Source organism: Mesorhizobium sp. CNPSo 4661 (genome assembly GCF_057784215.1).
Map to the genome: position 1 here is coordinate 56,627 of NZ_JBWGIO010000016.1, position 16,317 is coordinate 72,943.

The 16,317-nt window shown below is 62.1% G+C and carries 22 protein-coding genes and 2 tRNA genes; 19 read left to right on the forward strand and 5 right to left on the reverse strand.

Features of this window, described 5'->3' with window-relative positions:
• The first annotated feature begins 117 nt into the window (after nt 1-117).
• The 18 genes from AC0YKC_RS23795 (at nt 118) to AC0YKC_RS23880 (ending at nt 11,140) form a co-directional block, all read left to right on the forward strand.
• Entirely contained in the window at nt 118-936 is an 819-nt protein-coding gene (locus AC0YKC_RS23795; RefSeq protein WP_488512829.1) for an ERF family protein, read from the forward strand.
• Nucleotides 936-1,592: a lambda exonuclease family protein gene (locus tag AC0YKC_RS23800; protein ID WP_488512830.1), complete on the forward strand. Its 657-nt coding sequence runs from the start codon at nt 936-938 to the stop codon at nt 1,590-1,592. Before AC0YKC_RS23795 ends, AC0YKC_RS23800 begins: the two co-directional genes overlap by 1 nt.
• A 2-nt stretch (nt 1,593-1,594) precedes the next feature.
• Nucleotides 1,595-2,386: a recombination protein NinB gene (locus AC0YKC_RS23805; RefSeq protein WP_488512831.1), complete on the forward strand. Its 792-nt coding sequence runs from the start codon at nt 1,595-1,597 to the stop codon at nt 2,384-2,386.
• Nucleotides 2,386-2,820, forward strand: a complete 435-nt coding sequence (locus AC0YKC_RS23810; RefSeq protein WP_488512832.1) for an HNH endonuclease — start codon at nt 2,386-2,388, stop codon at nt 2,818-2,820. Before AC0YKC_RS23805 ends, AC0YKC_RS23810 begins: the two co-directional genes overlap by 1 nt.
• Complete coding sequence (locus tag AC0YKC_RS23815; protein WP_488512833.1) at nt 2,804-3,184, forward strand: hypothetical protein; 381 nt, start codon at nt 2,804-2,806, stop codon at nt 3,182-3,184. Before AC0YKC_RS23810 ends, AC0YKC_RS23815 begins: the two co-directional genes overlap by 17 nt.
• Nucleotides 3,184-3,414, forward strand: a complete 231-nt coding sequence (locus AC0YKC_RS23820; protein ID WP_488512834.1) for an HTH domain-containing protein — start codon at nt 3,184-3,186, stop codon at nt 3,412-3,414. The genes AC0YKC_RS23815 and AC0YKC_RS23820 overlap by 1 nt, the downstream gene beginning before the upstream one ends.
• Nucleotides 3,411-5,408, forward strand: a complete 1,998-nt coding sequence (locus AC0YKC_RS23825; protein ID WP_488512835.1) for a DUF2135 domain-containing protein — start codon at nt 3,411-3,413, stop codon at nt 5,406-5,408. The genes AC0YKC_RS23820 and AC0YKC_RS23825 overlap by 4 nt, the downstream gene beginning before the upstream one ends.
• Nucleotides 5,409-5,431: 23 nt before the next feature.
• Nucleotides 5,432-5,854: a hypothetical protein gene (locus AC0YKC_RS23830; protein ID WP_488512836.1), complete on the forward strand. Its 423-nt coding sequence runs from the start codon at nt 5,432-5,434 to the stop codon at nt 5,852-5,854.
• A gap of 71 nt (nt 5,855-5,925) precedes the next feature.
• Nucleotides 5,926-6,759 carry a 5' nucleotidase, NT5C type gene (locus tag AC0YKC_RS23835; RefSeq protein WP_488512837.1) on the forward strand — a complete coding sequence of 278 codons (834 nt, stop codon included), beginning with the start codon at nt 5,926-5,928 and terminating at the stop codon, nt 6,757-6,759.
• Entirely contained in the window at nt 6,756-7,445 is a 690-nt protein-coding gene (locus AC0YKC_RS23840) for a hypothetical protein (RefSeq protein WP_488512838.1), read from the forward strand. The genes AC0YKC_RS23835 and AC0YKC_RS23840 overlap by 4 nt, the downstream gene beginning before the upstream one ends.
• The gene (locus AC0YKC_RS23845; protein WP_488512839.1) at nt 7,442-8,014 is read left to right on the forward strand and encodes a hypothetical protein; all 573 of its coding nucleotides are present in this window, start codon (nt 7,442-7,444) and stop codon (nt 8,012-8,014) included. Before AC0YKC_RS23840 ends, AC0YKC_RS23845 begins: the two co-directional genes overlap by 4 nt.
• A 93-nt stretch (nt 8,015-8,107) precedes the next feature.
• Nucleotides 8,108-8,644 carry a hypothetical protein gene (locus tag AC0YKC_RS23850; protein WP_488512840.1) on the forward strand — a complete coding sequence of 179 codons (537 nt, stop codon included), beginning with the start codon at nt 8,108-8,110 and terminating at the stop codon, nt 8,642-8,644.
• Nucleotides 8,641-8,868 (forward strand): hypothetical protein, encoded by a 228-nt coding sequence (locus AC0YKC_RS23855; protein ID WP_488512841.1) that lies wholly within the window; start codon nt 8,641-8,643, stop codon nt 8,866-8,868. Before AC0YKC_RS23850 ends, AC0YKC_RS23855 begins: the two co-directional genes overlap by 4 nt.
• The gene (locus AC0YKC_RS23860) at nt 8,861-9,298 is read left to right on the forward strand and encodes a hypothetical protein (RefSeq protein WP_488512842.1); all 438 of its coding nucleotides are present in this window, start codon (nt 8,861-8,863) and stop codon (nt 9,296-9,298) included. Before AC0YKC_RS23855 ends, AC0YKC_RS23860 begins: the two co-directional genes overlap by 8 nt.
• Entirely contained in the window at nt 9,288-9,524 is a 237-nt protein-coding gene (locus AC0YKC_RS23865) for a hypothetical protein (protein WP_488512843.1), read from the forward strand. Before AC0YKC_RS23860 ends, AC0YKC_RS23865 begins: the two co-directional genes overlap by 11 nt.
• Nucleotides 9,521-9,934, forward strand: a complete 414-nt coding sequence (locus tag AC0YKC_RS23870) for a hypothetical protein (protein WP_488512844.1) — start codon at nt 9,521-9,523, stop codon at nt 9,932-9,934. Before AC0YKC_RS23865 ends, AC0YKC_RS23870 begins: the two co-directional genes overlap by 4 nt.
• Nucleotides 9,931-10,146 carry a hypothetical protein gene (locus AC0YKC_RS23875; RefSeq protein WP_488512845.1) on the forward strand — a complete coding sequence of 72 codons (216 nt, stop codon included), beginning with the start codon at nt 9,931-9,933 and terminating at the stop codon, nt 10,144-10,146. Before AC0YKC_RS23870 ends, AC0YKC_RS23875 begins: the two co-directional genes overlap by 4 nt.
• Nucleotides 10,133-11,140, forward strand: a complete 1,008-nt coding sequence (locus AC0YKC_RS23880) for a tyrosine-type recombinase/integrase (RefSeq protein WP_488512846.1) — start codon at nt 10,133-10,135, stop codon at nt 11,138-11,140. Before AC0YKC_RS23875 ends, AC0YKC_RS23880 begins: the two co-directional genes overlap by 14 nt.
• Nucleotides 11,141-11,219: 79 nt before the next feature.
• Here AC0YKC_RS23880 and AC0YKC_RS23885 read toward each other — a convergent pair.
• Nucleotides 11,220-11,293, reverse strand: a tRNA-Gly gene (locus tag AC0YKC_RS23885).
• 87 nt (nt 11,294-11,380) lie between these two features.
• Nucleotides 11,381-11,465: transfer RNA gene (locus AC0YKC_RS23890), tRNA-Tyr, on the reverse strand.
• A 199-nt stretch (nt 11,466-11,664) separates the two neighbouring features.
• On the opposite strand from AC0YKC_RS23890, the gene rlmB reads away from it, so the two are divergent.
• A complete protein-coding gene (rlmB, locus tag AC0YKC_RS23895) occupies nt 11,665-12,522 on the forward strand; it encodes a 23S rRNA (guanosine(2251)-2'-O)-methyltransferase RlmB (protein WP_320297990.1) in 858 nt (285 codons plus the stop codon).
• Between the two features lie 117 nt (nt 12,523-12,639).
• On the opposite strand, the gene AC0YKC_RS23900 is transcribed toward rlmB, so the two are convergent.
• From AC0YKC_RS23900 to gcl, 3 genes are all read right to left on the reverse strand, one after another.
• Nucleotides 12,640-13,557 carry a 2-hydroxy-3-oxopropionate reductase gene (locus tag AC0YKC_RS23900; RefSeq protein WP_488512847.1) on the reverse strand — a complete coding sequence of 306 codons (918 nt, stop codon included), beginning with the start codon at nt 13,555-13,557 and terminating at the stop codon, nt 12,640-12,642.
• Between the two features lie 111 nt (nt 13,558-13,668).
• Nucleotides 13,669-14,466, reverse strand: coding sequence for a 2-oxo-tetronate isomerase (gene otnI / locus AC0YKC_RS23905; protein ID WP_488512848.1), 798 nt, complete (start codon nt 14,464-14,466; stop codon nt 13,669-13,671).
• A 23-nt stretch (nt 14,467-14,489) separates the two neighbouring features.
• On the reverse strand, nt 14,490-16,271 hold the full coding sequence (gene gcl / locus AC0YKC_RS23910) for a glyoxylate carboligase (protein ID WP_488512849.1): 1,782 nt from the start codon (nt 16,269-16,271) through the stop codon (nt 14,490-14,492).
• Nucleotides 16,272-16,317: the final 46 nt, after the last annotated feature.

Consider the following 16,317-nt stretch of genomic DNA (forward strand, 5'->3'; position numbering starts at 1 on the left):
CGACCGTCACGAGCAGATGGCCGCCATCGAGATCCTACTTGCCTCATCAATCCCGACCGAACTTCGCCGGCTTCTCCGCGAGCGTGAGTTAGCTCTTGCCACACGAAAGGACGCAGCATGAACACGACCACGAAAACCATCGACGCGGACACCGACGGCATACAGTCCATCGGCCAGGTCACCACGGCAGTTGTCGAGCAGACCGGGCGGGCGATGGCGGCACGACAGGCACCGGGTTCCGTCACGCCCATGGACATGATCGACCGGGCGCTGTCCAGCAATGCCACGCCGGAGACGCTGGAACGGCTTCTAGCGCTTCAAGAGCGCTGGGAGGCGTCGCAGGCCCGCAAGGCGTTTGACGAAGCCATGTCGGCGGCTAAAGCCGAGATCCCGGTCATCAGCAAAAACCGCACGGTCGATTTCACGTCGAGCGCCGGCAGGACGCATTACCGGCACGAGGACCTGGCCGAGATCGCCCGCACGGTGAACCCGATCCTGGGCAAACACGGCCTGTCCTATCGCTTCCGCACAAGCTCTGCCGCGAATGAGCCGATCAGCGTGACGTGCATCGTCTCGCACCGCATGGGCTATTTCGAGGAGAACACGCTTGTCGGTCCGCGCGATGAAAGCGGCAAGAAGAACGCCCTGCAGCAAGTCGGATCGACGTTGACCTATCTGCAACGGATGACGCTGAAGGCAGCGCTTGGACTTGCCGCGGCCGAGGATGACGACGCCCGCCGCTCCGGTGATGCCGAAGACGACGGCCCTATCACTGCCGAGCAGGCGAAGACCATTCGTGATCTGTGCGAGGAGACTGGCACCGACATTCCGAAGTTCTGTGAACTGATGAGGGTCGATTCCGTCCCCGAGCTTGCCGCGTCGCAATATGAGCGGGTGATCAAGTCGCTCGAGGCCAAGAAGCGTCGGGTGGCGTGATGATCGAGCAAGGCAGCATTGAATGGTTCGCGGAGCGCTGCGGCAAGGTGACGGCATCGCGCGTTGCCGATGTCATCGCCCGCACCAAGACCGGATGGGGAGCCAGCCGCGCCAACTACATGGCACAGCTCGTTGCCGAGCGCCTGACTGGAAATGTGGCCGAGAGCTTCACCAATGCAGCGATGCAGTGGGGCACCGACATGGAGCCGGAGGCGCGCAAGACCTATGAGTTCTTCACGAACAACACGGTCGAGCCGGCAAGTTTCGTGCCGCACCGCTCGATCGCAGATACAGGGGCCAGCCCCGACGGATACGTGGGCGCTGACGGGCTTGTCGAGATCAAGTGCCCAAACACCGCAACCCACATCGAAACGCTCCTGGCGGGCTCCGTAGCCGGCAAGTACGTCACGCAAATCCAGTGGCAACTTGCCTGCACCGGGCGGGCCTGGTGCGACTTCGTTTCCTTCGACCCTCGTATGCCGGCGACGATGAGCACCTTCATCAAGCGAGTGCTGCGCGATGACGCGATGATTGCCTCGCTTGAGGCCGACGTCACAGACTTCCTCAATGAGCTTCGTCTGACGGTTCATCGCCTCCGCTCTAAGTACGAGCCGGAATCAGTCGAGCCTGGCGAACTCTTGGCGATGGCGGGCTGATCATGTCGCGCGCGCTCATCGTATTGGATACCGAATTCCAGCGCCGCAAGGCCGCTGATTGGGCTTGGTCGCTAAAGCATGGAACGCGCGTCGAGTTCAAGGCGCCGAAGCGGACGGACGACCAGAACTCGCTCATGTGGGTGTTGCTGACCAAGATCTCCGTGTCGCTGAAGTGGCACGGCCGACATCTGACGCCCGATGACTGGAAACTGCAGTTCCTTGATGCGCTCCGCCGCGCCAAGAACGAAGAACTTCGGATCGTTCCCAACATCGACAACACCGGCTTCGTCAATCTGAGCACGTCCTCATCGGATCTTTCGAAAGAGGAAATGTCGGACCTGATCGAGCTCATCTACAAGTTCGGCGCCGAGCATGGCGTTGAGCTTGGCGAACAAGAACCCCAATCCGGCGCCACCACGTCGGAAGGCAGCGACGGCGATGCCCCCCGTCCCAACACCCCCGACGTCGCTGCCGCCCCTATCGAACCCGCTGAAGCGGCGGACCAGGAGGCCGGCGCCATTGAAGCGGATCATGGTGATGCCGCGGCGCCGGCCTACGATCTGCGCGCCAAGAAGCTCGAGTGCATCGATAAGTTCCTGCACGCCGCGACCGACCCTACCCTTCCGAATGCCAAGGATCGTCAGGGCACCATCGTGTTCGCGAAAGATGCCTGGAAGCTCTCGCTCCCGACCCATCTGGATTTCGTCAAAGCCTGCACGGACACGGCAAACAAGGTTTTGAAGGGTGAACTGCGGGCTGCTGCGGCGCGGCGATACCTCGAAGGGTTGCTCTGATGTCGCGCCGCGAGTTCACCCGAAACCAGCGAGAGCAGATCGTCGAGCGCGCCAAGATCGACGGCGTGATCCGGTGCGAGAAATGTCGCCTGGCCCTGAAGCTGGGCGATTTCGAGATCGATCACATCATTCCTGAGGCGCTTCGCCCAGAGGTCGACAAGCAGAAGAAAATCACGATCGCCGAAGGCCAGTTGCTCGGCAAAGGCTGCTGCCACCGCGGCAAGGGCGGCAAGACGAACAAGGATGTCGCGAAGATCGCCAAGGCCAAGCGGCAATACGACCGCGCCAACGGCATGAAAATGCGGTCGAAGGTGAAAATCCCCTCCCGCCCGAAAGAACCCCGCGCGGCTCTCACCAAGAGCCTGCCGCCGAAGGCCATGTTCATTGAAATCCCATCCGCAAAGACGCGAGGTAACGATGGAAACCGCTACTGAGACTGAGCCGCTCGACGACGGCTTCGAATGGGCGATCGTCGAGATATTCGGCCATCGCCGTCATGCCGGTCGGGCGCGCGAGGAAGAACGCTTCGGCGCCAAGATGCTGCGCATCGACGTCCCGTCGATCGCGATAATTCAGGCTGAGGGCAAGCCGGCAGAGGTCGGCGGCGTCGAATCCTGGACCACGCATTGGTACGGCGGTGCGTCCCTGTTCAGCTTCACGCTCACCGACGAAGCCAGCGTCATGCGCATCAACCGGCCGTATGTGCCCGCGCAGCGCTACATCGCGCCGCCTGATCGGCCCGACGGTGCGGATGACGACAGGGAGGAATTCTTCACCGACGACGGGAGGCCGTACTGATGGCCAGCCTCCGCGAAGCCAAGAAAGACGAGGTCCTTGCCGCGCTGAGTGACCATGAGGTCACGACCGCCGACAAGTTGGCCAGCCGCGTCGGCGTCTGCGAACGAACGATTTATCGCTACATCGGCCAGCTGCGCGCCGCCGGCGCCCCCATCCTGTCAGAGGCCGGCATCGGCTACTTGCTGCGCCGCCGGCCGGAAGATTTCAACCACAGGAAACAAGCAATATGAACGACGAATTCCACATATTCGCCAAGGCGATTGAAGGGCGCTTTCGCGCCATGGGCACCGACGAACTCTATGTCGTCGACGGCGCCGACCTCTTCGACGTCTACCTTGCCGCGTTCCCCGCCGGCACCAATCCGATTTTTCGCGCGCGCACCGAGCATGATTGCTCGTGCTGCAAGAACTTCATTCGCAATATCGGGCATGTCGTGTCGCTGAAGGGCGGCAGCATTTCCACGGTCTGGGATGTGGCCGATCTTCCTGCGCCATACGATGTCGTCGCACAGGCGCTCGATCAGCACGTTCGATCACTGCCGATCACGAGCATTTTCCGCACCAAGGAAGGCAAGTTCGGCGCGCAGCACACGCTTGAAATGAAGGACGGCGCGAACGCGCCCCGGAAATGGCACCATTTCTTCTGTGATGTGCCCGGGCGCAACTGGTCGAACACGCCCGAAGCTGCGCGCGGCGAGGTCACTACGGCCGTTGGCGTGTTCCGCCGTGGCCTTGAGGAATTGACCGCGGATGCGATCGAAACCGTTCTCGACCTGATCAACGAGAATGGGCTCTACCGCGGTGCTGAATTCAAGCGCGCCGTCACCGAGTTTCGCGACCTGCATCAGGCATATCCTCGCGGCGGCGCTCAGGCGGCCAAGGATATCTTCCTTTGGAGCAATATCGGCAACCGCTCCGCCCTGTTCCGTAACACTGTGATTGGCACGCTTGTTGTCGACCTGTCGGCCGGCGAGGATCTCGACCGCGCCGTGCGGTCCTTCGAAACCAAGGTGGCGCCGATGAATTACAAGCGGCCGACCGCCTTGATCACCCCGAAGATGATCGATGCCGCGCTCGCCTCGCTGAAGGACCTCGGCCTTGAGACTGCGGTCGAGCGCCGCCTCGCCCGTCTTTCCGACGTGTCGGTCAACAATGTTCTGTTCGTCGACAATTCGGTGAAGGGCAAGATGAGGGACGGCTTGGCTGGTTTGCTCATGGAGAGCGTCAAGCCGCAGCCGATCGACATCAGGGGCGCCGAGCTCATTTCGATGGACGATTTCCTTTCGCGCATCGTTCCGCAGGCTTCGAGCATCGACCTGAAGCTGGAAGCGAAGCACCTTGCCAACTTCATGAGCCTGACCGCGCCTGTCCACGCAGACGCCGGCAACCTGTTCAAATGGGATAACTGCTTCGCCTGGTCCTACGATGGCGATGCTGCAGATTCCATAAAGCAGCGCGTCAAGCGAGCCGGCGGCAATGTGAACGCTCGCCTACGCGTCTCGCTCGGATGGTTCAATACGGACGATCTCGACCTTCATGTGCTGGAACCGACCGGCAACCACATTTTCTATGCCAACAAAAGCGGCAAGCTCGACGTGGACATGAACGTCAGCAACGCCGTGCGCGATGCCGTCGAGAATGTCTGCTGGGTTGGCCGTCTTGCCGACGGCGAATATCGGGTCTGGGTCAACAACTTCACCAAGCGCGAAACTGTCGATGTCGGCTTCGAACTCGAGGTCGAGTATGCCGGCAGGATCCTGCAATATGCCTATCCGAAGGCGGTTCCGGCGCGCGGCGACGTTGGGGCGCTGGTTTTGAAGGTGAGCGGCGGCGGCGAGCGCGTCGACATCGTCGCCTCTCCTGACCTCGTAGCCGGGTCACAATCGCAGGAAAAGTGGGGCGTCAAGACCGAGACGCTGGTTCCGGTCAACACGCTGATGGCGAGCCCCAACCATTGGGACGGCCAGGAGATCGGCAACAAGCACTGGTTCTTCATCCTGAAGGACTGCATCAACCCACAGCCGGCGCGCGGCATCTACAACGAGTTCTTGAAAGGCTCGCTCGACCATCACCGGAAGGTCTTCGAAGTACTGGGCGCCAGGTCCAAGGCCCCGTCCGTGCCCGACCAGCTGTCAGGCGTCGGCTTCTCATCGACCCGTCACGACGAAGCGACCGTCGTGGTCAAGGGCGAGCGCCTCCACAATGCTTTCCACATCACCTTCTGATCAAACCAACGGAGAAACTGGTAATGAGCATTTTTGAAATCGCGTCCCGCAAGAAATTCCGCTTTCCGTCCGTGAAGGGCGATCTCACGGCTGAGCAGCTTTGGGACCTGCCTCTGATCATCTCGTCGCCGACGCGCGACGTGAAGGCTGATCTCGACACCATCGCACGCGGCATCAACGTCGAGCTCAAGAGCGTGACCGAGGAATCCTTCGTGGCCGTCAAGCCCGATCCTCGCAAAGGCGACCTTGAGACCAAGCTCGACATCGTCAAGCACATCATCGCGGTGAAGGTGAAGGCGGCCGAGGATGCGAAGTCGGCGGCGGTCCGTTCCGAACAGCGCCGCAAGCTGGTCGATGCCCTCGCCTCGAAGGATGAACAGGCGCTTCAGACCATGTCGCGCGAGGACATCCTCAAGGAACTCGAGAAGATCGACGGCAATCGCTGATCGATCAGCGAGCGCGGCGGCAATGTCGTCGCGCTTCCCACCATAAACCTCCAACACCGCTGGACGCATCCATGACTGAGACACCCAAGATACAGCTTTTCCTCGACTGCGACGGCGTTCTGGCCGATTTCGACACCGCCTTTGAAGCGCAGTTCGGCCATCCGCCGCGCGTTTTCGAAGAGCACAACGGCACCTCCACGTTCTGGCGGAATATCCGGGAGGAAGCGAAGGACTTTTACCGTCACCTGCCGCTGATGCCGGACGCCCGCCAGCTCTACGAGTCTGTCGCCCATCTTCGGCCGATTATCCTCACCGGTTGCCCGCAGGGCGGCTGGGCCGAGGCGCAGAAGATCGCATGGGCCGCGGAGCATTTCCCCGGCGTTCCGATGATCACCTGCATGTCGAAGGACAAGCGCGACTATTGCCGGCCGGGCGATATCCTGATCGACGACTGGCCGAAATACCGGGGTCTATGGGAGGACGCGGGCGGCAAATTCATCCTGCATACCGATGCCGAGAGCTCGATCGCCGCGCTTCGCTCGATGCTTGCGGCGCCGACGAGGGAGAAACGCACCGCCTTCGACATCCTGGACCCGTTCCACGGCCCCGTCATTCCCGGCCTTGAGCAATTCGAGACCGTATACGCGAAGGACCAGCCGCAATATCGACCGCTCCGCACCTTGCCGGGTCGCAGGGGGACGAGCGCCATCTCCCGGTTCGGTCTCACCGATAGCCAGCGCCAGGCCATAGCTGACGGCGCGGACATCTATCTGGAGTTGCTTCATTTCGGCGGACCGCTAGCGCCGAGCCTGCTTATGGTCTGCGAGCCTGCCGACACGGATAATTTCCGCGGCTGGTGGCGTGCCCAGACCGATGGCCCCTACACCGTGCGGAGGGCGTCATGAGCGAGGCGCATGGCTGGATCGTAGGAAGCGCCGGAGAGACGCGCTGGCGCTGCTGGACTGATCTCGGTCCCGAATGGACTGAGGACCGGGACAAGGCCACGCGCTACGCCCGGCGCGAAGATGCTGAAGCCGTTCATGCCGGCGACGAGGATGCGTGGGTTATCGTGCCATACGCCAACGGCGAGAGCCTTCAGGCGCGGGTTCAGCCGTGGATGATGGAATGTTTCGGTCCGGAGATCAGTGCGGACCGCGTCGAGCGCGGAGATAGGCTCGTCGAAGAGGTCTTCGAACTGCTCCAATCGGGCGGCTACGACCCGGCGCGCGTGCTGGCCTTACGCGACTATGTGTGGGGGCGCGAACCGGGCGAACCGTTCCAGGAAGCCGGCGGGGTCATGATCACACTGGCCGCCTACTGCCTCGCTCACGAAATCGACATGCACGAGGCCGGCGAAACCGAATTAGCGCGCATCTGGACAATGGTTGAGAAGATCCGGGCCAAGCAAGCCACGAAGCCAGTCGGATCGGCGTTGCCTGTGGCAGCGAAGGCGCTCCCCTGCGGGATTGAGCGGCCAACCTCCCTCGATTGCCCAAACATGAAGGAGGTCGGCGGCGGCATGGAGGGCGAGCGCTACCGCTGTGCCATCTGCGGCAAGGGCTACTATCTCGATTACGAGGAAATGAAATGAATTTCGTGGAGAGCCTGAAAACCGCACAGGCCGGGTTCGATGCCTGGGCCGCAAAGCCGCACAATGCCAAATGGTTCAAGCGGATCGACGGTACGCCTATCCCGAACGATCTCGTCGTCTGCATAGCCGAGGCCTTTTCCAAGGCCCTCGCCGCCCTTCCCGAAGTGCCGGTGGGGGTGAAGGCGCTTGAGTGGCGCGAAGGTGATGATACCGACGACAGCACGGCCATCGGCACGATCAATGCGCAGACGCCGTTCGGAAAGTATGTGTGCAGCAGCGACGGATGGTTTCTGTGGGCAAACGGCTCGCGTTGGGCGGAGGCCGCTAACCGTCTAGCTGCCAAAGCCGCAGCGCAGGCCGACTTCGAAGCCCGGATCAGGTCCGCCCTCCAATCCTCCCCGCCAGTTAAGGCAACGGCGGTGGATGGGGAGATGATGCGGCAGGCGCTCAAGGCTGTCTACGATGACATCTTGATTTATCACGATGCGACCGGTCGCGGCGAGGAGGTTCTTTCCAAGGAAACCCACGATCAATTGATCGCTGCTATCGCCGATAGGAGTGTCGAATGATCGACATCATCGGTTGGACGCTGGCCGTCTTTGAGATTGCCGGCTTCGTCTACGTCCTCGCACCAATTTTCATCCACCGACCGGAGGATTATGATGACTGGCGCTGAAGCAGTGAAAGCATTGGTGGACGCCGCTAACAGTTACATGCTGGCGGTCAAGCGCCTTGGTGAGCAGAGCGGATATAATTCGCTGACATTCTTCGAAGCGCCTATTTCCAAGATGCCGAATGACGCGCTCGGCATGGAGGCCATTCGCCGCTGGCAATCCCTCAACGATACCGGCAAAGCGCTTACTGCCGCCGTCGCCGCCCTCGCGTCCCAAAACGCTGTCGAGGGGGAAGCGGTTGCCTTCGTGCCAATCCACCCGAAGCACGGCCCGCTATGGATGGACGCATATCCTGCCGGGGAGGATGTAACGGCCAGACGATCCCCGAACTATGAGGTGATGGCGCTCTACGCCCGCCCCACTGTCGCCGATGCGGGGGTACGGGAGGCCGCCGAAGCGCTTGTGAATTTTGCATGGAGCGCCGTCGTTACCGACTGCACTGAGTCCGCTGACTATCTCAACGAGCTTGTCGATAACCTTCGCGCCTCCCTCTCCCTCGCAGCAAAGAGGGAGCAGACGCGATGAAACTGACGAAGCAAGAGCGCGTAATTCTCGACGTGATCGATTTCGACAGCTACCCCGTTCGAGGTCGCGAGACGTTCGCAAGTGATAGGCCGGACTATCCGTGGACTGTGGGTATTCGCTCAGCATTCGATGACTTGGTGTGCAAAGGGCTTATCGAGCCAGTGACGCAGTATCGCCTAACCGAAGCCGGCCGCGCCGCTCTTCAGGAGCGCACCAATGGCTGACCTGATCGAACGGCTGACGACGCCGCGCCGGCAATTGCATCGCTTCGGCAAGATGGTGGACAAGTCGCCTCCTGCTATCCAGCGTGAAGCCGCCGACGAAATCGCATCCCTCCGCACATCCCTCTCCCAAGAGCGTGAAGCGCGGGAGAAGGCGGAGAGCGAACGTGATGAACTTAGGTTGGTCGGCACCGAAAAGGAACTCCGTCGTGAACGTGATGATGCCCGCGCATCCCTTGCCGAGGCCAAGCGGTTGCTGAAGCCGTTCGCGGACAATGCGAGTGGCGGCGACGGAAGCGGTTTCCTCGAAGTACCCAATGAGCATCCGGCTCGCTTCCACGATATAGCGAATCCGTCGCATCCGACCCTAACAGAGGGCGACTTCCGCGCGGCCCGTGACTTCCTCTCACAGGAGCCGAACCATGAGCGCTGACCGCACACCTGAACAAATCATCGGCGACGATGGGATCATGCAGCTTGTCTTTGAGGGCTACGCCGTCGTTCCAGCCGACCGTATCGCCACCATGGAGAAGGCGCTGGTGGCGATCCGGGATGAAGCCGAGGTCCACACCAAGCTCAACCAAGAGCGGCTTTGCTGTAAATTTCAAGACATTGCGGCTCGCGCCCTCTCCTCATCGAAGCAGAAGGACGGCGAATGAGCGACGACCTGATCGAAGAACTGAACACCCGTCGGTTTGCCACGTGGATCGAGGCGCTCGATTGGTGCATGCGCGCCGCCAACGAAATCGCCGCCCTCCGCGCATCTCTGGCGGAGCGAGACAAGCGCATCGCGGACCTTGAGGCCGCTGGTTACGGAAAGCCAATCATGCGGCGCGTGGAGAGACCGCCTCTGACGATCTATGGCGATGCTGAGACCTCCATCGGATGGGGAAACCCGGCTCCGGATGCATCCGCGCCTCGTGCACCAACCGATACGTTCACCATCAGGGTCTGCCCGATGCGAGATGCCACCTGCCCGCACGGCATGGCGTGTCCATACACCGACGGCTGGAATTGCAAGCCTGGCTGGAACTCGCCCCCCACCAACACAGGGGAGAAGCCGTCGTGAGCCGCGCGCTTCCGCTCAAGCAGAAACAGGTCACGGCGCTCGCCAAGGGCGCCGCCGCGGCCGGCTGCATTGCGGAAGTCAAGATAGGCGACGTGGTTATCCGACTTGTCCCCAAGGGTGATGCACAGACACAGGGGCGGATTGACGCCTACGAAATCGATGACCTCGATGCTGAATTGGCAGCATTCGAGGCGAAACATGGTGATGGTTGAGTTGAAGGGCCTGCACGTCGTCAAGGCCAAGGGCCGCACCTACTACTACGCTTGGCGTGGTGGGCCGGCAGTCAAGGGCGAACCGGGAACGCCAGCGTTCCAGGCCGCCTACAATGAGGCCGTGGCGAACCATAGAGCGCCTGACCAGAAGAAATTCAAATCGGCCGTGTACCTCTACAAAGCCAGCCAGGACTATCAGAAGTTGGCGGACAGCACGCGGCGCAACTGGTCGCGCTGGCTCGACAAAATCAACGATCACTTTGGTGATCTAAGCATCGCGCAGTTCGGCCGCTCAGAGAAGATAAGGCCGCTGATCATCAAATGGCGCGCTAAGTTCGCCGACAAGCCGCGCACTGCCGACTACGGCATGCAGGTGCTATCCCGCGTCCTCGCCTATTGCGTCGATCCGCTGGGCAAGATCCCGTCGAACCCGTGCGAAGGCATCCGGCAGGTCTATAGCGGCTCGCGCGCCGAGATCATCTGGACGGACACCGACATCGCGCACCTGAAAAAGACATGCTCGCCCGAGATCGCCCATGCCGTCGATCTGGCGGCGCACACCGGCCTGCGTCTCGGCGATCTGCTGCGCTTGTCCTGGTCGCACGTCGGCGAGGACGCCATCATCGTCAAGACCAGCAAGACCAAGAGCGAATCGATCATCCCGCTCTATGATGCCCTCCGCGACGTTCTGGCGCGCATTCCGCGCAAATCGCCCGTCATCCTGACGAACAGCAAGGATCGGCCATGGTCGGGCTTTGGTGCCTCCTACACGAAGGCGAAAGCCAAGGCATGGCCTGGCGGCATCGACCTGCACTTCCACGACCTGCGCGGAACGGCCGCGACAAAATTCTATCTGGCCGGTCTGAGCGAGCGCGAGATAGGCGAGATTATGGGTTGGGAGGAGGAGAGCGTGCGGAAGATCATCCGCCGCTATGTCGATCGCCAAGCCGCGATCAAGGACCGGATTCGCAAGCTCAATGAGGCCAGAAAGTGAACGCAGCCTGTAAAACTAGCTGTAAAACTGTCCTGTTTTCGCCTTTGTCTGATGGGCCGCAAGGCCTTGTGGCGCAAGGTGGAGCGGGTAGCGGGAATCGAACCCGCATATTCAGCTTGGAAGGCTGCTGCTCTACCACTGAGCTATACCCGCGCCTTACACTGAAGTACCGGATTCACCCGAAAAGCGCCATGCACTTTCGGTCCGAGACTTGTTCGTTCAGGGCTTCCGGGCCGGCAGTGGTGGAGAGGGTTGGATTCGAACCAACGTAGGCTAAGCCAACGGATTTACAGTCCGTCCCCTTTAACCACTCGGGCACCTCTCCAGTCTGCCGCCGGAGCCATGCAACGAGGCATTTTCACCAATCCGGAGCCCGAGTTAGATCTTCTCCGAAATCAGCGAAGCGCCTTATGGCGGCAAGGCCGGTGGGTGTCAACCGGCGCGGCGAGGGTTTTTCGAGGATGTCCGGCATTCATTTCCACAGCCCATATCCTTAGCCGGACGAGACGGCTATAGAGGCCGCCATGAGCGACGATAAAAGCAACAAGCCCGGCACACGCAAGGACACCCATTACGCCAAGCTTAGGCGTGCGCATCGCGATCAGAAGGCGGGCGGCGCGCCGGTATTCCGGCCGCGCCAGCCGGTGCCGCCGGGCGAAGCACCCACCGACGGACTGGTGCGGCTTTACGGCCTGCATACCGTGCGGGCCGCGCTCGACAATCCGCGCCGCAAGATCAGAAAGATGCTGGTGACCCGCAACGCCGCCGAGCGGCTGGCGATAACCGACCTTGCCGCCCTGCCCTTCAAGGCAGAACTGGTCGAGCCGAAGGACATCGACAGGATCACCGGATCGGACGCCGTGCATCAAGGCGTGCTGATCGAGGCCGAGCCGCTCAAGCCGAAGCGTCTCGACGCGCTCGGCGACACCAGGTTGGTTCTGGTGCTCGACCAGGTGACGGACCCGCACAATGTCGGCGCGATCCTGCGCTCCGCGGTCGCTTTCGGCGCCGGCGCGCTGATCACGACCGCCCGCCATAGTCCGCAGGAATCGGGTGTGCTGGCAAAATCCGCCTCGGGCGCGCTAGAACATATCGATCAGATCGAAGTGAAGAACCTCGCCGATGCGCTGGAGCAGTTGCACGAGGCCGGCTTCCAGACCATCGGGCTCGATTCCGAAGGGCAGGCGGAGCTCGAAAAAACCTTCGACGGCGATAAAATCGCGCTGGTGCTGGGCGCTGAAGGCAAGGGCCTGCGTCAGAAAACCCGCGAGACGGTAACCGCGCTGGCCCGCCTCGACATGCCCGGCGCGATCCACTCGCTCAACGTGTCGAATGCGGCGGCGGTGAGCCTCTACGCGGCAAACGCATTCCTGAAGCGCTGAGCCCAGATCCGTGCCTGGGCATCGAAGCGAAAACGGGTTCCAGCGATGACGCAGGAACCCGTTCTCTGACAGGAAAAGAGCAGGCGGCGTGGGAACGTTGAGCCGCCCTCTCCTGACCTAAGCTGCCTTGCCTTTGGTTTGCGCTGCCTCCCCACCTACCTCATGCGCCGCCATCCGCTCCAGCGCCCTGACCAGCGCCGAGTGGTCCTCCTTGCCGCCGCCATTGGCGGCGCAGGAATTGAACAGTTGCTGCGTGGTCGACGTGTTGGGCAGCGACACGCCAAGCGCCTTGGCGCCCTCAAGCGCCAGGTTAAGGTCCTTCTGGTGCAGTTCGATGCGGAAGCCCGGCGCGAAGGTGCGCTTGACCATGCGCTCGCCATGCACTTCGAGGATGCGCGAAGCTGCGAGCCCGCCCATCAGCGCCTGACGGACCTTGGCGGGGTCGGCGCCGGCCTTCGAGGCGAACACCAGCGCTTCGCCGACGGCTTCGATTGTCAGCGCCACGACGATCTGGTTGGCGACCTTGGTGGTCTGGCCGACGCCGTTCGGGCCGACCAGAGTGATGTTCTTGCCCATCTTCTCGAACACCGGCCTGGCGCGCTCGAAGGCCTTGTCCTCGCCGCCGACCATGATGGTGAGCGATGCTGCCTTGGCGCCGACCTCGCCGCCCGACACCGGCGCGTCGAGATAGTCGCAGCCGAGATCGTTGATTTTTTGGGCGAATTCCTTGGTCGCGATCGGCGAGATCGAGCTCATGTCGATGACGAGCTTGCCCTTGGACAGGCCAGCGGCGACGCCGTTCTCGCCGAACAGCACGTCGGCCACCTGCGGAGTATCCGGGACCATGGTGATGATGATGTCGGCGGCCTTGGCCACGGCGTCGTGGCCAGTGGTGGTCTTCAGGCCCTTGGCAATGAGATCGGCCGGCGGCTTCGAGCGGTGATCGCTGGCGATGACGTGATAGCCCGCGTCGAGAAGATGCCCCGCCATTGGCGCGCCCATGATGCCGAGGCCGATGAAACCGATGGTTTCCATTGATTTGCTCCGTCAGTATTTGTTGAGGCTGCGTTCCTTCGCGCCCCTCTCTGGCCTGCCGGCCATCTCCCCCTCTTGGGGGGGGGAGATTGGCAGCTTCGACGCCGGCTCTTAAGCTGCCGCACTCCCCCGCCCGGCGAATTCGCTGAACCAGCCCAACCCTGCCTCAGTGCCGGCTTTCGGCTTGTATTCGGCGCCGATCCAACCGGAATAGCCGAGACTGTCGATGTGGTCGTAGAGGAAGGGGTAATTGATCTCGCCCGTCCCCGGCTCGTGACGGCCGGGATTGTCCGCAAGCTGGATATGCGCGATGCGGGGCAGGTTCGCCTCGATGGTCCGGGCGAGATCCCCCTCCATGATCTGCATGTGGTAGATGTCATATTGCAGGAACACGTTCTTCGAGCCGATGCGGTCGATCAGCGCCAGCGCCTGGTCGGAATAATTCAGGAAGAAGCCGGGGATGTCGCGGGTGTTGATCGGCTCGATCAGCAGCCTGATGCCGGCCTGTTCCAGCTTCTCGGCCGCGAAGGCGAGATTGTCGGCAAAGACATTCTCCAGCACCACGCGGTCGGCACCCTGCGGCGCGATGCCGGCTAGGCAATTGATCTGCTCGCAGCCCAGCGCATGGGCGTAGGTGATCGCCTTGGCGACGCCCTGGCGGAATTCCGGCACGCGCTCCGGCAGCACGGCGATGCCGCGCTCGCCCTTCGCCCAGTCGCCGGCCGGCAGGTTGAAGAGAACCTGGCTGAGGCCGTTCTTCTTCAGGCGCGCGGCGACGACGTCAGGCGCATGGTCATAGGGGCCGATATATTCGACGCCCTTGAAGCCCGTGCGGGCGGCGGCATCGAAACGATCGAGGAAGTCGTGCTCGCCGAAGAGCATCGAAAGATTGGCTGAAAAACGCGGCATTTTTTTCTCCTTTTCCGCTCAGCTTAATCCAACATCACTATAGCTGTAGGAGCATCCTCATGGCTTTCGGCAAGATCTTCGAATTCCGTGATCTTGTCGATTTCCGTGCCCATGGAAATGTTGGTGACGCGCTCGAGGATGAATTCGAGGACGACCGGGACCTGGTGCTCCTTCATCAGCCGCTGCGCCTCCTTGAAGGCGCCGGCGAATTCCTCGGGCTTCCTCACGCGGACCGCCTTGCAGCCCATCGCCTCGGCGACCGCGACGTGATCGACGCCGTAGCCCGCCTCCGGGTCGCCTGCGCGGTTGACGTTCTCGAAGGCGAGGCTCACCTCGTAGTCCATCGAAAAACCACGCTGCGCCTGGCGGATCAGGCCGAGATAGGCGTTGTTCACCACGACGTGGATGTAAGGCAGCTTGTGCTGCGCGCCGACAGCCAGCTCCTCGATCATGAACTGGAAGTCGTAATCGCCGGAAAGCGCGACGATGTCGCGATCCGGATCGGCCGCGCGCACGCCGAGCGCCGCCGGCAGCGTCCAGCCGAGCGGGCCGGCCTGGCCGCAATTGATCCAGTTGCGCGGCTTGTAGACATGCAGGAACTGCGCGCCGGCGATCTGCGACAGGCCGATCGTGGTGACATAGGTGGTGTCGCGGGCAAAGGCCTTGTTCATCTCCTCATAGACGCGCTGCGGCTTAAGCGGCACCTGCTCGAAATGCGTCTTTCGCTTCATCGTCTTCTTGCGCTGCTGGCACTCCTTGGCCCAGCCCGACCAGTCGCGCAGCTTGCCGGCCGTGCGCCATTCGGTGGCGACGTCGAGCAGGATCTTCAGCGCCGCCCCCGCATCCGAGACGAGGCCGAGATCCGGCGCGAAGACGCGGCCGATCTGGGTGGGCTCGATGTCGACGTGGATGAACTTCTTGCCCTTGGTGTAGACATCGACCGAGCCGGTGTGGCGGTTGGCCCAGCGGTTGCCGATACCGAAGACGAAGTCGGATGCCAGCATCGTCGCATTGCCGTAGCGGTGCGAGGTCTGCAGGCCGCACATGCCGGCCATCAGCCGGTGGTCGTCGGGAATCGAGCCCCAGCCCATCAGCGTCGGGATGACCGGCACGCCGGTGACTTCGGCGAACTCGATCAAAAGGTCGGAAGCATCGGCGTTGATGATGCCGCCGCCGGCGACGATCAGCGGCTTTTCCGCTTCGTTGAGCATTGCGAGGGCCTTCTCGGCCTGGGCGCGCGTGATTGCCGGCTTGAAGGGAGCGAGCGGCTCGTAGGCGTCGATATCGAATTCGATCTCGGCGAGTTGCACGTCGAGCGGCAGGTCGACCAGCACCGGGCCCGGCCGCGAGGAGCGCATCAGATGGAACGCCTTCTGCAGCGTCATCGGCACCAGATAGGGCTCCATGACGGTGACGGCCCATTTGGCGACGGGTGCCGCGATCGAAGCGATGTCGACGGCCTGGAAATCTTCCTTGTTGAGGCGCGCGCGCGGCGCCTGCCCGGTGATGCAGAGGATCGGGATGGAGTCCGCTGAAGCCGAGTAGAGGCCGGTGATCATGTCGGTGCCGGCCGGACCGGAAGTGCCGATGCAGAGCCCGATATTGCCGGCTTTGGCCCGCGTATAGCCTTCGGCCATGTGCGAGGCGCCCTCGACATGGCGGGCGAGCACGTGGCGGATGGTGCCGCGGGCCTTCAGCGCCGAATAGAGCGGGTTGATCGCAGCACCGGGCACGCCGAAGGCATTGGTGATGCCTTCCTTTTCGAGAACGAGAACCGCTGCGTCGACAGCGCGCATCCTGGCCATGACAAGCCTCCATTTCGTTGGTTGGCTTGATAGTGACAGCGCGCTT